13 protein-coding genes are annotated in these 13,872 nt (G+C 70.5%); 5 read left to right on the forward strand and 8 right to left on the reverse strand.

All coding sequences use genetic code 11. The features are described 5' to 3' along the window. The first annotated feature begins 68 nt into the window (after positions 1-68). From FM112_RS02825 to FM112_RS02835, 3 genes are read left to right on the forward strand one after another with little or no spacing between them, the layout of a single operon-like run. A complete protein-coding gene (locus FM112_RS02825) occupies positions 69-695 on the forward strand; it encodes a biotin transporter BioY (protein ID WP_087003148.1) in 627 nt (208 codons plus the stop codon). Beyond that, positions 692-1,369, forward strand: coding sequence for an energy-coupling factor ABC transporter ATP-binding protein (locus FM112_RS02830; RefSeq protein WP_087003475.1), 678 nt, complete (start codon positions 692-694; stop codon positions 1,367-1,369). The genes FM112_RS02825 and FM112_RS02830 overlap by 4 nt, the downstream gene beginning before the upstream one ends. Beyond that, positions 1,366-1,962, forward strand: a complete 597-nt coding sequence (locus FM112_RS02835) for an energy-coupling factor transporter transmembrane protein EcfT (RefSeq protein WP_087003151.1) — start codon at positions 1,366-1,368, stop codon at positions 1,960-1,962. Before FM112_RS02830 ends, FM112_RS02835 begins: the two co-directional genes overlap by 4 nt. A gap of 28 nt (positions 1,963-1,990) precedes the next feature. On the opposite strand, the gene FM112_RS02840 is transcribed toward FM112_RS02835, so the two are convergent. The 3 genes from FM112_RS02840 to FM112_RS02850 form a co-directional block, all read right to left on the reverse strand. Continuing rightward, positions 1,991-3,064, reverse strand: coding sequence for an NADH:flavin oxidoreductase/NADH oxidase (locus FM112_RS02840; RefSeq protein WP_087003154.1), 1,074 nt, complete (start codon positions 3,062-3,064; stop codon positions 1,991-1,993). A gap of 112 nt (positions 3,065-3,176) precedes the next feature. Further along, on the reverse strand, positions 3,177-5,156 hold the full coding sequence (locus FM112_RS02845) for a hydantoinase B/oxoprolinase family protein (protein ID WP_087003157.1): 1,980 nt from the start codon (positions 5,154-5,156) through the stop codon (positions 3,177-3,179). Then, positions 5,153-7,192 carry a hydantoinase/oxoprolinase family protein gene (locus tag FM112_RS02850; RefSeq protein WP_087003160.1) on the reverse strand — a complete coding sequence of 680 codons (2,040 nt, stop codon included), beginning with the start codon at positions 7,190-7,192 and terminating at the stop codon, positions 5,153-5,155. The genes FM112_RS02845 and FM112_RS02850 overlap by 4 nt, the downstream gene beginning before the upstream one ends. Positions 7,193-7,587: 395 nt before the next feature. On the opposite strand from FM112_RS02850, the gene FM112_RS02855 reads away from it, so the two are divergent. Next, positions 7,588-8,589 (forward strand): CdaR family transcriptional regulator, encoded by a 1,002-nt coding sequence (locus FM112_RS02855; RefSeq protein WP_176386637.1) that lies wholly within the window; start codon positions 7,588-7,590, stop codon positions 8,587-8,589. Between the two features lie 73 nt (positions 8,590-8,662). Here the strand turns inward: FM112_RS02855 and FM112_RS02860 are convergent, their stop codons facing one another. Genes FM112_RS02860 through sufB form a run of 5 tightly spaced genes read right to left on the reverse strand, consistent with a single transcriptional unit; the run spans position 8,663 to position 12,708 of the window. Next, positions 8,663-8,995, reverse strand: coding sequence for a metal-sulfur cluster assembly factor (locus FM112_RS02860; protein WP_087003166.1), 333 nt, complete (start codon positions 8,993-8,995; stop codon positions 8,663-8,665). Positions 8,996-9,006: 11 nt separating this feature from the next. Continuing rightward, on the reverse strand, positions 9,007-9,771 hold the full coding sequence (sufC, locus tag FM112_RS02865) for a Fe-S cluster assembly ATPase SufC (protein ID WP_087003169.1): 765 nt from the start codon (positions 9,769-9,771) through the stop codon (positions 9,007-9,009). Between the two features lie 2 nt (positions 9,772-9,773). Continuing rightward, the gene (locus FM112_RS02870; protein ID WP_087003172.1) at positions 9,774-10,106 is read right to left on the reverse strand and encodes a non-heme iron oxygenase ferredoxin subunit; all 333 of its coding nucleotides are present in this window, start codon (positions 10,104-10,106) and stop codon (positions 9,774-9,776) included. Next, positions 10,106-11,284 (reverse strand): Fe-S cluster assembly protein SufD, encoded by a 1,179-nt coding sequence (sufD, locus tag FM112_RS02875; protein WP_087003175.1) that lies wholly within the window; start codon positions 11,282-11,284, stop codon positions 10,106-10,108. Before sufD ends, FM112_RS02870 begins: the two co-directional genes overlap by 1 nt. Positions 11,285-11,289: 5 nt before the next feature. After that, positions 11,290-12,708 (reverse strand): Fe-S cluster assembly protein SufB, encoded by a 1,419-nt coding sequence (gene sufB, locus FM112_RS02880; RefSeq protein ID WP_087003179.1) that lies wholly within the window; start codon positions 12,706-12,708, stop codon positions 11,290-11,292. 191 nt (positions 12,709-12,899) lie between these two features. On the opposite strand from sufB, the gene FM112_RS02885 reads away from it, so the two are divergent. Continuing rightward, positions 12,900-13,868: a heme A synthase gene (locus FM112_RS02885; RefSeq protein WP_254910343.1), complete on the forward strand. Its 969-nt coding sequence runs from the start codon at positions 12,900-12,902 to the stop codon at positions 13,866-13,868. Positions 13,869-13,872 lie beyond the last annotated feature (4 nt).

The raw sequence follows: 13,872 nt of genomic DNA on the forward strand, positions 1-13,872 counted from the left end.
GCACTATCGTATAACCTGAACGCTGTTCAAGTCTCCTGAACAACGTTCATGTATCGGAGGTTCCACAGATGACCACAGCCACCGCCCCCCGGGAGCGCGGCTTCGAATCGGCGGACATCGCCCGCATCGCCGTCTTCGCCGCCCTGATCGGCGTGCTCGGGCTGCCGGGATCGATCTCGATCGGCGGCGCCGTCCCCATCACGGCGCAGACGCTCGGCGTCATGCTCGCGGGCGCCGTGCTCGGCGCCCGCCGCGGCGCCCTGGCCGTGATCGCCCTGCTCGTGCTCGTCGCCATCGGGCTCCCCCTCCTCTCCGGCGGCCGCGGCGGCCTCGGCGCCTTTGTCGGCCCCTCCGCCGGATACCTCTTCGGCTGGATCGCGGGCGCCGCGGTGATCGGCCTCGTCGTGCGACTCGGCGCGGCTCGGCCCCGGTGGTGGCGGGTCGCCCTCGGCGCCGTCGTCGGCGGCATCGGCGTGATCTACCTCTTCGGCGTCCCCGTGCAGTCGATGGTCACCGGGCTCGGGCTGTGGGAGACGATCGTCACGAGCCTGGTCTTCCTGCCCGGCGACCTCGTCAAGGCCGCGTTGACGGTGATCATCACGATGGCGCTCTGGAAGGCGTACCCGCGCGCCTTCGCGTGGCCCCGTCGCGCGCCCTCGGAGCCGATCCCGGCGGGGGCTCCGTCCGAGGCATGATCGAGCTCGCCGATGTGACCGCGGTCCGAGAGGGCCGCACCGTGCTCGCGGAGGTGAGCGTCTCGCTCCCCCAGCGCAGCATCGCCGTGATCGGCGCCAACGGCTCCGGCAAGTCCACCTTCGCGCGGCTGCTGAACGGACTCGTCGCCGCCTCCGCGGGCACGGTGCGCGTGGACGGCCTCGATCCGGCGGTCGACGGCAGGGCGCTCCGCGCTCGCGTGGGCATGATCTTCAGCAACCCGGTGGCGCAGCTGATCATGCCCACGGTGCGGGAGGACCTCGGCTTCACCCTCCGCGGGCGCCGGCTGAAGAAGCCGGAGATCGAGGCGCGCTCGGCGCGCGCCCTCGAACGCGTCGGGATGCTCGACCATCTCGAGCACTCGGTCTATCAGCTCTCGGGCGGCCAGCAGCAGCTCGTCGCCCTCGCGTCGGTGCTGGTCGCCGAGCCCTCGGTGATCCTGGCCGACGAGCCCACAGCCCTCCTCGACCTCGGCAATGCGAGGCAGATCGAGCGCATCCTGCTCGAGGAGTCGGGCGCGCAGGTGGTGCTCGTCACCCACGACCTCGAGCTCGCCTCGCGCTGCGAGCACGCGCTCTGCTTCCGCGGGGGCCGGCTCGCCGATCAGGGCGCCCCTGCCGACGTGATCGAGCGGTACCGGCGGAGCTACGCGTGATCTCGCTCTACCGGCACGGCGGCAGCCCGATGCACCGGCTGCCGGCGGGGGTCAAGCTCGCCGGCCTGGCCGTCATCGCGCTCGCCGTCTCGCTGCTCGGCCACTCGTGGCCGGTCCTCCCCGGCGCGGGCGCGGTGCTGCTCACGGGCTATCTGGCCACGGGGTTCGGCCTCGGGGAGTTCTTCCGGCAGCTGGTCGCCGCGCGCTGGCTCGTCGTAATCATGGCGGTGCCGCAGCTGATCTTCCTCGGCGCTGACCTCGCCCTGCTCAACACGACCCGGGTGATCGCCGTCGTCCTCTTCGCCGCACTGGTCACGCTCACGACCCCCATGGGAGAGCTCCTGGACGTGGTCGAGCGCCTCGCCTCGCCGCTGGCGAGGCTCGGCGTCTCCCCCGCCAAGGTGGGGCTGCTGCTCGGGCTGACGATCACCACGGTACCGGTGGTGGCCGGGTTCATGGGGCGGCTGCGCGAGGCGATGCGCGCCCGCGGCGGGCCGCGGATGAGCGTCCGGATCGTCCTGCCGCTGCTCGTGCTCGCACTGCAGCACGGCGACGAGCTGTCGGACTCGCTGCGCGCCCGCGGCCTCGACTAGCCTCGGACGCGCAGCGGGCCTCCGGTGGTCAGAACGCGCGCCACACCTGCTGCGGCCGCAGCGCTTCGACATCCGCGCGCAGCGCCTTCGCCCAGTGCAGGCCCAGGTAGGGGTTGCGCAGCCACTCCCGGCCCACGCACACGGCGTCCGCCGCGCCGAGCGTCAGCAGGCTCTCCGCCTGCGTGGGCTCGGTGATGAGCCCGACGCTCGCGACGGGCAGCCCGGCCTCGCGCACGACCGCGGCGAGCGGCGCCTGATAGGCCGGCCCCACCGGAATGGCGGCTCGAGGCGTGTTCGCGCCGCTCGAGACGTCGATGAGATCGGCGCCCGCCTCGCGCAGCCACTCCGCTGTCTGCCGGACGTCCTCCGGCGTGAGGCCGCCCTCGACCCAGTCGGTCGCGCTCAGCCGGACGAGCACGGGCAGCTCCGGGAGCTCGTCCCGGATACCGGCGACGATCTCCGTGAGGAAGCGGGCGCGGCTCCGCAGATCGCCGCCGTACTCGTCCGTGCGCCGGTTGCTGAGCGGCGAGAGGAACTGATGCCCCAGGTATCCGTGGGCGCCGTGCACCTCGACCGCGTCGAAGCCCGCCGAGGCGGCGCGCCGCGCCGCCGCCACGAAGCCGGCGATGATCTCGCGCACCCCCGCCGCGGTCAGCGCGCGGGGCTCCTCGTACTCCCCGAATGCCAGCGCGGACGGGGCGACCGTCTCCCAGCCGCCCTGATCGAGGGGCACCGAGCCGTCCGGCTCGCCGGGCAGCATCGGCCAGGTGGAGCCTTTCCGCCCCGCGTGGCCGAGCTGTACCGCGGCCTTGGCTCCCGCGGCATGCACGAGCTCGGCGATCCGCGCGAAGGCCTCCGCCTGCTCGTCGTTCCAGAGCCCCAGGCATTCCGGCGAGATGCGCCCCTCCGGCAGCACGCCGGTGGCCTCGACGATCACGAGGCCGGCGCCGCCCCGGGCCATGCCCGCGTAGTGCGCGAGATGCCAGTCCCCGGGCATACCGTCCCGCGCCGCGGCCGAGTACTGGCACATGGGCGAGACCCACAATCGGTTGCGGAACTCGACGTTCCGAAGGGTGATGGGGCTGAACAGCTTCGCGGTCATCGCGCTCCTCGTACTCGTGCGGTTCGGCGATCGCCCGCGGCGCCGCCCGACACGACAACGCCGCCCGGGGCGGGGATATTCCGCGGCCCGGGCGGCGCTCCGATGGATGCGGTCAGCCCCAGTGCCGCGCGGACCGGCGCCGCATCGATTCGCGGTGCTCCCGCGTGGTCTCCTCGAAGAGCTCGCCGGTGCCCCAGTCCAGGATGACGCCGTAGCGCCGGATCACGTCGAGCATGTCGAGCTCCCCGGAGCGGTAGCGCTCCGCGATCCCGTGCGGATCGGCCTCGAGCCATCCCCGCCGATTCGCGCGGATCCCGGCCCGTTCCGCGGCCGTCGCGTCGCGGTCGATCGAGTACTCGTCCAGCTCCGCGTCCCCGACCTCGACGACCACGCCGTAGTCCGCGCGGGCCCGGGCGACGGACACGTAGCCGTCGATCACGTCCTCGAGCACGGCCTCGGGCTCCCGCTCGAGCGGATCGCCGAAGCCGCCTCCGCCCGCGGAGGGACGGGTGAACTCGTCGCCCGGCCGGAGCGGCACCGAGGAGAACACCGAGCCGAGGAAGCGCTCCTCCTCGGTGTCCTTGTTGAGCCAGACCCCGTGCGGGATCGACGGCAGCCCGCCCTCGATCCCCCAGGTGATCGACCGGGCGCGGTCGCAGCAGTAGCTCACCACCGTGGACTGGGCGTCGGTGAGGATGCCGCCCTTCTGGATGCCCACGCCGCCGCGGAACCGGCCCGGGCCTCCCGAGTCCGTCGAGATCGAGTGCTCGGTCGTGATGACCGGCGAGAGCCGCTCCTGGCCCTCGAGCGGCTGCACGGCGAGCCCCGCCCCGAAGACCGGCGCCGTCGCGCCGGAGCCGTCCTTCGTGGCCCGGCCGCCCCAGCCCCCTGCCATCCAGTCGTACCACATGAAGTACGGCTTGGACTCGCTCCGGGCGTCCCGCCCGCCCACGAGCAGGTACTCGAGGTTGAAGGAGCACGCCATCGCGCGTTCGGGCATGATCCGGGACCAGAGCTCGAAGACGGCGTTCATGATCTTCTCGTGCGGGCCGGAGCAGAACCCGGTGACCGCGGTCGGCCAGCTCGCGTTGACCACGGTGCCCTCCGGTCCGAGGTCCGCGGTCACCGCCCGGTAGAACCCGGAGTTGAGCGGCACCTCCGGGAAGAAGGTCTTCGTGCCGGAGTAGAGGGAGGAATGCGTGGTGCCGTATCCGGAGTTGAGGAAGGCCGCCACCGCCGGCGCCGACCCGCTCAGGTCGTAGTGGATGCCGTCCTCGTCGAGCGTCAGCGCGATCCGGATCGGCACCAGCCCCTCCGGGTGCGCCGGGTCGTTGTCGATGTAGTCGACGGTCTCCCACGTCCCGCGCGGCAGATCGGCGATCCTCGCCAGCACGGTGCGCTCGACGTAGTCCTGCGTCTCCTGCATCGCGTCGACGACGGTCTGCTTCCCGTAGCGGTCCACGAGGCGGAGCACCTCGCGCGCGCACACCGCGGTGGCCTCGGACTGCGCGTGGAGATCGCCCAGCGCGACCTCCGGGGCGCGCGTGTTCGAGACGACGAGCTGCGCGACGTCGTCGAGGAAGACGCCCTTGCTCCACACCCGCACGGGCGGGATGCGCATCCCCTCGCCGAAGTGGTCCGACGCGTTGATGTAGAAGGAGCCGGGCACCACGCCGCCGATGTCCGCCCAGTGGCCCTTGTTCTGGGAGTAGGCGATGATCTCGCCCTCGGAGAAGATGGGACGGACGAAGGAGACGTCGTTGAAGTGCGTGCCGCCGCGATAGGGATCGTTGATCATGAAGACGTCGCCGGGATGGATGTCCTCCCCGAACTGCTCGCGCACGGCCTTGGCCTGGAAGTGCAGCGTGCCGACGTGGACGGCGATGTCGGCGGATCCCTGCATCACCGTGTTCCCCTCGGCATCGCACAGCGCGGAGGAGAAGTCCCGCGAGTAGATCACGAACGAGTAGCAGGTGCGCAGGATCTGCTCGCTCATGAGGTCCACGGAGGTCGCGAACGCGTTCTTGAGGACTTCGAAGGTCACCGGGTCGAGCCGCGCGATCTGCTTCGCGGCCTCGGTCTGGGCGGTCATGCGTGCTTCCTCTCGAGATGGATGCGGATGTTGAGCCACTCGTCGATCTCGGCGTCGGTGCCGACGGGGACGACGGTCGTGGCGTCGAGCTGGTTGATGATGGCGGGCCCCTCGATCCTGGCGCCGGCGGGGATCTGGGCACGGTCGAACACCGGCGTCTCCGACCACTCGCCGTCGAAGTACACCGGGCGCCACTCGATCGGCTCGGGCAGCGCTCCCGCCTCGACCGGCGCCGGCTGGAAGTTCGGCTTCGGGGTCCGGCCCACCGCCGTCAGCTGGAGCTGGTACAGCTCGACCGGCGTCTCGTCGTTCCGGAACGCGAACTCCCGCTCGTGCTGCTCGTGGAAGGCCTCGACGGTCCGCTCGAGCGCGTGTTCACCGCGCCCCATCGGGACGACGAGGGAGCGCCACTGCCCCGCGTACCGCATCGAGACGAGCCGCTGGAGCACGACCTGCTCCTCCGGGACGCCCTCGTGCCGCAGCCGTGCGCGGGCCTCGTTCTCGATCTGCCCGAACGCCGTCTCGATCTCCTCGGCATCGGCCTCCGACGCGAGCCCCGTGTACATCCGCGAGAAGTCGTGCTGGATGTCGACGAGCAGGCAGCCCATCGCCGAGGTGACGCCGGGATTCGGCGGCACGACCACGACGGGGATGCCGAGCTCGCGCGCCACGTCGACGCCGTGCAGCGCGCCGGCACCGCCGAACGCGAGCAGCGCGAAGTCCCGGGGGTCGTGGCCGCGACGGATCGAGACCAGCCGCACGGCGTCGGCCATGTTCGCGTTGGCCACGCGGACGATCGATTCCGCGGCCTCCTCGAGGCCGAGTCCCAGCGGTTCCGCGATCGCCCGCCGGACGGCCTCCTCCGCGAGGCGTCGATCCAGGGTCTTCGCGCCGTCGGCGAGCGAGGTGCCGAGCCGGCCCAGCACGAGATTCGCATCGGTGTTCGTGGGCTGCTCCCCGCCGGCGCCGTAACAGGCCGGCCCCGGGTCGGCGCCCGCCGACTGGGGTCCGTTCCGGAGCGACCCCGCGATGTCGATGTGCGCGAGGGATCCTCCGCCGGCCCCGATCGTCAGCACCTCGATGGAGGGGAAGATGATGGGGTGGCCGTATTCGACGGACCATTCCTTCGTCACCCGCAGCTCGCCGTCCGCGACCAGCGAGATGTCCGTGGAGGTGCCGCCCATGTCGAGGCTCACGGCGTTGCGATAGCCGCACTGCGAGGCGATGTGCTGCGCCGAGATCGCTCCCGCCGCGATGCCCGAGGCCGCCAGCCTGACGGGGAACCGGTCCACCATGCGCGGGGTCATCGAGCCTCCGCCGGAATGGAGCAGCAGCAGGTCTCCCGTGTAGCCGCCCTCGGAGAGGCGCTCGCCGAGGCGCCCGACGTAGCCGGTCACGAGCGGGGCGAGCACCGCGTTCGCGACCGCCGTGTTGAACCGCCCGTACTCGAACATCTCGGGGAGGATCTCGGCCGAGGTCGTGACCGCGGCGTCGGGGAGCTCCTCCTCGAGGATCTCCCGCATCCGCAGCTCGTGCGCGGCGTTGGCGAACGAGTTGATGAAGCACACCGCCACCGTGCGGGTGCCCCGCTTGCGCAGCAGGGCGGCGACCCGGCGGGCCTCCTCCTCGTCGAGCGGCGCGACCACCCTCCCCCGGTAGTCGATGCGCTCGAGCACCTCGAAGCGATCGCGGCGCCGGATGTACGGGCCGGAGACGTCGTTGTAGGCGTCCCACAGGTCGTCCTTCGTCCCGTCGCGGATCTCGATGACGTCCCGAAAGCCCCTGGTCGTGACGAGCGCGGCCTTCGGGAAGTTGCGGGTGATCAGCGCGTTGGTGGCGACGGTGGTGCCGTGGGAGAAGAGCGATACGTCCGCCAGGTCGATGGCGCCCCGCTTCACACCGTCCATGACGGCGACCATCGGGTCCTCCGGCGTCGAGGGCACCTTGGTGACGCGGGTCGTCTTGGCCTCGTCGTCGAATATGCAGACGTCGGTGAACGTCCCGCCGACGTCGACGGCGACTCGAAGTTGCGGCATTCCTACCTCCAGGTGGTTGTTCTTCGTCGAACGTAGGGCCCACCCTGCTGGATGCCGAGCACGAATGCCACTGTCCCGGATGAGAAACCGGGCGCTCCGGAGTTGTGCTTTCTCCAAGACCGCCGCTGCCGTGCCGTGCCGCGGCCGGCGGATCCCGCCCGGAGGCCAGGCAGCCGGTGCATACTGGGAGCAGGATCCGGGAGGGCGATGATGCACGATGACCGATGAGCGCGCGGCGTTGCAGTTTCTCCAAGCGACGATGCGCACGCTGCCCGACGCGGATCAGCTCGCCCACGTGCTGTCCGAGACGGCGAAGGCCACCGGCGCCGCCGTGCTGCTGTTCGACGCGCAGGGGGAGCTCCGCGGATCGGTGGGGGGATGCGCCATCCCGGCTCGTGTGGGAGTACGCCTCCGAGGCGGCCCCGGACGCGGTCGGCACGATCGGGCGCTGGTCGGTGCGGGTGCGCCGCTCCGGTCCTCGCGGCGACGTGTTCACGCTCGTGCTCGCGGACAAGCGGATGGGCGCGGCGCCCGTTCCGGACGCCGTCCTCGCCGCCGCGGAGATCGCCGTCGCGGCCGTGCTGGGGAGCATGCGAGGTGCGGATGTGCGGCAGGTGCGGGCGAACTCGCAGCTGCTCGAGACGCTCGAGCGCGGCATCCCCGCCGCGCGCCAACACCGCTACTGGGCCAGGCTCGCCGACTTCGGCTTCGTCCCGGGAACCGGATTCCTCGTCCTCGTGGAGGAGCCCCTCGAGGACGCGCCGCGGGGCGAGCACGCGCTCGTGGACGCGCTCGACGAGGCGGCCGCGGCCGGACTCCCCCTGCTCGTCGCAAATCGTATCATCGCGGCGGCCAGCGACGCCGAGCTGCACGCACTCCTGCCCGACACCGCGGCCGCGCGGCATTGGCTCGGCGCCCGCGGGACGCGTCTGGCGGGCGGCGTCTCGAGCCCCCACGGCTCCCTCGCGGACGTGCCGCAGGCGGTGCGCGAGGCCGAGCACGCCCACCGGATCGCGGTGCGGCGCTCCCGCGCCGCCCGGTCGCGCGGAGCCGCCCCGGCGCACCTCGTCGCCTACGACGGGCTCCGGTTCGGCGCGTGGCTGGCGGGCCGGGCCTCCGACGCGGAGACGCGGACGAGGATCCGACGGCTCATGTCCCCGTTCGACGAGCACGACGACCTGCTCGAGACGCTCATCGTCTACCTGGCGGAGTCGCTCAGCGTCATCGGCACGGCCGGTCGCCTCTTCCTCCATCCGAACACCGTGCGATACCGGCTCCGGAAGACCGAGGAGCTCCTGGACGGCGCCCTGGACGACCCGTTCCTCCTCGCCGACCTCGTCCTGGTGCTGGGCCCCGATGTCGCCGCCGCGCGGGCCGCGCATGACGAGCGGCACTGACCCGGGCGGCGTCGGAAACGCCTTCGGCCCGGAGTCGCGCAGCGCGGCTCCGGGCCGAGGGATCGGGTCGGGATCAGATGTTGAACCCGAGCGCCCGCATCATCTCGCGGCCGTCATCGGTGATCTTCTCTGGGCCCCACGGGGGCATCCAGACCCAGTTGATCTTGAATCGTTCGACGTGGCCGTCGAGCGACTTCGCCATCTCGTCCTCGATCACGTCGGTGAGCGGGCAGCCCGCCGACGTGAGCGTCATCGAGACGACCAGCGCATCCATCTCCTCCTCCCAGTGGAGGTCGTAGATGAGGCCGAGGTCGACGATGTTCACGCCGAGCTCGGGGTCGACCACGTCCTTGAGCGCCTCTTCGATCTCGTCGAAGCGCTCGGGGGCGAGTGAAACGAGTGCCATGCGAGTGCCTCCTAGGCTCCGGCGGCGGCCTTGAGGTAGCTGTCGTACCCCTCGGCCTCGAGCTTGTCGGCCAGTTCGGGGCCGCCCTGGTCCGCCATCTTGCCTGCGACGAACACGTGCACGAAGTCCGGCTTGATGTAGCGGAGGATGCGCGTGTAGTGGGTGATGAGCATGACGCCGAGGCCGTTCGCCTCGTGCGCGCGGTTCACGCCCTCCGAGACGATGCGCAGCGCGTCGACGTCGAGGCCGGAGTCGGTCTCGTCGAGCAGCGCGATCTTCGGCTTGAGCACCTCGAGCTGCAGGATCTCGGCGCGCTTCTTCTCGCCGCCCGAGAACCCCTCGTTGACGTTGCGCTGCAGGAACTCCTCGCCGATGCGCAGGCCCTCCATGGACGCCTTGATGTCCTTGAGCCACGTGCGCAGGGCGGGCGCCTCGCCGTCGATCGCGGTCTTGGCGGTGCGCAGGAAGTTGGACATGCTGACGCCGGGGATCTCGACGGGGTACTGCATCGCGAGGAAGAGGCCCGCCTTGGCGCGCTCGTCGACGGACATCTCGAGGACGTCCTCGCCGTCGAGCGTGATGCTCCCCTCGGTCACCTCGTAGGCGGGGTGGCCCGCGATGGTCGAGGCGAGCGTGGACTTGCCGGAGCCGTTCGGGCCCATGATCGCGTGGATCTCGCCCGAGTTGATGGTGAGGTCGACACCGCGGAGGATCTCCTTGGTGCCCTGGTCGGTTTCAACCTCGACGTGGAGGTTGCGGATTTCAAGGGTGCTCATGACTAGTTGTTCTCCTTGTAGATCGGAGTCGGGTCGATCAAAATGTCATCGCCCTCGACCTTGACGTCGAAGACGGGTACCGGCTCGAACGCCGGGAGGGACTGGGGCCAGCCGGTGCGCAACGAGAACTGCGATCCGTGCGCCCAGCATTCGAGGGTGTCGTCTTCCACGAACCCCTCCGAGAGTGAGATGTCTCCGTGCGTGCATCGGTCCCCGATGGCGAACACCTCGCCGGCGGAGTCCTTCACCACGGCGATCGCCTGACCGCCGACCTCGACGCGCACAGGCGTGTCCACCTGCACCTCGTCGACCGCACAGACGCGCTCGAAGGCCACTACGCATTCACCTCTGCGGCGAATGCATGGTCTGCGATCGCGAGCTCCTCCTCAAGACGTTCGTTGAGCTCGGCGGTGATCTCCTCGTTGCCGATCTGCTGGATGATCTCGTTCAGGAAGCCGTGGACCACGAGTCGACGGGCGGAGCGCTCGTCGATGCCGCGGGCCATCAGGTAGAAGAGCTGGTCCTCCTCGAACCGGCCGGTGGCCGAGGCGTGACCCGCGCCCTCGATGTCGCCGCACATGATCTCCAGGTTGGGGATCGAGTCCGCGACGGGGCCGCGCGAGAGCAGCAGGTTCCGGTTCTCCTCGTAGGTGTCGGTGCCGATGGCGGCCGCGCCGATGAGGACATCCCCGATCCACACGCTGTGCGCGTTCTCGCCCTGCAGCGCGCCCTTGTAGGTGACACGGGAACGGGTGCGCTCCGCCACGTGGTGCACCCACACCTGGTGCTCGAGGTGCTGCCCCGAGTCGGCGAAGTACAGGCCGTACATCTCGACGTCGGCGCCCGGCTCGGCGAGGGCCACGGAGGGGTTGAGCCGCACGGTCCTGCCGGTCAGCGAGACCACGATGTGCTTGAGGAACGCGTCGCGACCCACGCGGATGTGGTGGCTCGACAGGTCCACGGCGTCGTCGGCCCATTCGCCGATGGTGACGAACGTGACGTTCGCGCCCTCCCCGACCCGGATCTCGACCGACTCGGCCAGGCGGGCGGGGCCCTCCTGCACGAGCACGACGAGGCCGCGGGCGTGCGGGGCGATGTCGACGAACGTGTGCGCCGCCTGCGGCGCGCCGGTGTAGCCGTTCAGGCGGATGACCGCCTGCTTCTCCTCCTCGCCCGAGATCGACACGAGCAGGGCCTGCTCGAACGATTCCCAGGCGCCCGCGGCGGCGCGGTCCTCGGGGGCGTGCACGGAGCCGAGGCGCTCGTCATCGCGTCCGATGAACGAGGTCTCGACGCCGGCCGTGCCGGGGTTCCCGACGTTCGGCAGCTCGGCGCCGAGCGGACCGTCGAGCAGGTCGCCGACCTCGCGGACGGGCGTGTACTTCCACTCCGCCTCGCGGCCGGTCACCGGCGGGAAGTCCGCGCGCGCGAACGAGGCGGGACGCTCCGAGCGGGTCTGTACGGGGATGAACTTCTCGGACGCCGAGGCGGCCGGAGTCTGCGTCGCTGTCATGTGGGTTAGCCCACCGATCCTTCCATGCTCAGGTCAATGAGCTTGTTCAGCTCGAGTGCGTACTCCATGGGGAGCTCCCGCGCGATCGGCTCGATGAAGCCGCGCACGATCATCGACATCGCCTCGGTCTCCTCGAGGCCGCGGCTCATGAGGTAGAACAGCTGCGCCTCGGAGACCTTCGTGACGGTGGCCTCGTGGCCCAGCTGCACGTCGTCCACGCGGATGTCGATGGCCGGGTACGTGTCCGACCGGGAGATCTTGTCGATGAGCAGGGCGTCGCAGACGACCGAGTTGGCCGAGTTGTGCGCCTTCTCGTCGACGCGCACCTCGCCGCGGTAGCCCGCGCGACCGCCGCCGCGGGCGATCGACTTCGCCGTGATCGAGGACTGCGTGTGCGGGGCGAGGTGGATCATCTTCGCGCCGGCGTCCTGGTGCTGGCCGGGGCCCGCGAAGGCCACCGAGAGGGTCTCGCCCTTCGCGTGCTCGCCGGTCAGGAAGATCGACGGGTACTTCATCGTGACCTTCGAGCCGATGTTGCCGTCGACCCACTCCATGGTCGCGCCCTGCTCGGCGATGGCGCGCTTGGTCACGAGGTTGTAGACGTTGTTCGACCAGTTCTGGATCGTCGTGTAGCGGACGCGGGCGTCCTTCTTCGCGATGATCTCGACCACGGCCGAGTGCAGGGAGTCCGACTTGTAGATCGGCGCGGTGCAGCCCTCGATGTAGTGGACGTAGCTGCCTTCGTCCGCGATGATGAGCGTCCGCTCGAACTGGCCCATGTTCTCCGTGTTGATGCGGAAGTAGGCCTGCAGCGGGATCTCCACGTGGACGCCCTTGGGCACGTAGACGAATGAGCCGCCCGACCATACCGCCGTGTTGAGCGCCGCGAACTTGTTGTCGCCGGCCGGGATCACGGTGCCGAAGTACTCCTCGAAGAACTCCGGGTGCTCCCGCAGAGCCGTGTCGGTGTCCATGAAGATGACGCCCTGGCGCTCGAGCTCCTCGTTGATCTGGTGGTACACCACCTCGGACTCGTACTGGGCGGCCACGCCGGCGACCAGCCGCTGGCGCTCGGCCTCGGGGATGCCGAGCTTCTCGTAGGTGTTCCGGATGTCCTCTGGCAGGTCCTCCCAGGTCTGGGCCTGCTGCTCCGAGGCCCGGACGAAGTACTTGATGTTGTCGAAGTCGATCCCGGAGAGGTCCGCGCCCCAGGTGGGCATCGGCTTCCGGTCGAACATCTTCAGCCCCTTGAGGCGCCGCTCGAGCATCCACTCGGGCTCGCCCTTGATGCGGGAGATGTCGCGGACGACATCCTCGTTCAGGCCGCGTTTCGCCGATGCGCCGGCCCGGTCCGGATCCGCCCAGCCGAACTCGTAATGACCGAGGTCATTCAGTTCGGGGCGATCGATGAGCACGTCTGACATCGCTACCTCTTTCGTCGTGTTGATTGTTCGCCGCCGCGCTCTCGCTGAAAGCGCACATAGAATAGAACCATCGAGGGCGCAGGAATGTTCCGTTCCACTCCGAGCACTGCCGATGATCTCGCTGGCAATGAACAGCACCCTCCATCCTAGGTCACCGCCCGCGCGGCGCCACCCGCCACTGAGAGGTACTTGTGTCATTCATCGCACGGCTCATGCCCGACCGCGTCACCGTCTGGACCCGCTTCGCGGCGTGGCTCAACCTCGTCCTCAACATCCTCATCGTCGCGACCGGTGGGCTCGTGCGGCTCACCGGATCGGGCCTCGGCTGCCCCACGTGGCCGATGTGCACGGACGAGTCGCTCGTGCCCACGTCCGAGATGGGCGTCCACGGCGTGATCGAGTTCGGCAACCGCACGCTCACCGGCGCGCTGGCGATCGCCGCGCTGCTCGTGTTCCTCGCGGTGATCAACACCCGTGGCTCCGGGCTCGGCCTCGTCGGCCCCGCGGTGTGGATCGGCTCCCTCGTGGTCGTCCAGGCCGTCATCGGCGGGATCACCGTGCTCGTGGACCTCGACCCCCGCGTGGTCGGCGTGCACTTCCTCTTCTCGGTCTCGCTCGCCGGCATCTGCGCCCTGCTGCTGCAGCGGGTCCGGCTGAACGAGCCGCTGCCCGCGGCGGGCGCGGCCTCGGCCGACAGGCTCCTGTGGGCCTCCCTCATGGCCGTCGCGGTGCTCACCTGGATCACCGAGATCGTCGGCGTCCTCACCACCGGCGCGGGGCCGCACGCCGGCGACACCGCGGCGGCGCGCAACGGCCTCGACCCGCAGGTCATGCAGCACGTGCACTCCTGGCCGGGCTACGCGCTCGCCGTCGCGCTCCTCGTCCTGCTCGTGCTCCTCTTCCGCAGCGGCTCCGCGCGCAGCCGCTCGCTCGGCGTGTCGCTCACGCTGCTCGTCATCGTCCAGATCGCGGTCGGCGTGTACCAGTCGCGCATGGGCCTGCCCATCTGGTCCGTCGCCGTCCACATGGTGCTCGCGGTGGTCGCCGTGGCGGTGCTCACGGTGCTGATCGTGAACGTCCGCCGCGACGGCGCGGCGAAGCGGTCGGGCGACGGCGAGCGCCGACCCGATTCCGGGGCCCGGGTGCCGGTCGGCGCCTGAGCCG

Origin of the sequence: Gulosibacter sp. 10 (genome assembly GCF_900163695.1) — a bacterium.
Taxonomy (GTDB): domain Bacteria; phylum Actinomycetota; class Actinomycetes; order Actinomycetales; family Microbacteriaceae; genus Gulosibacter.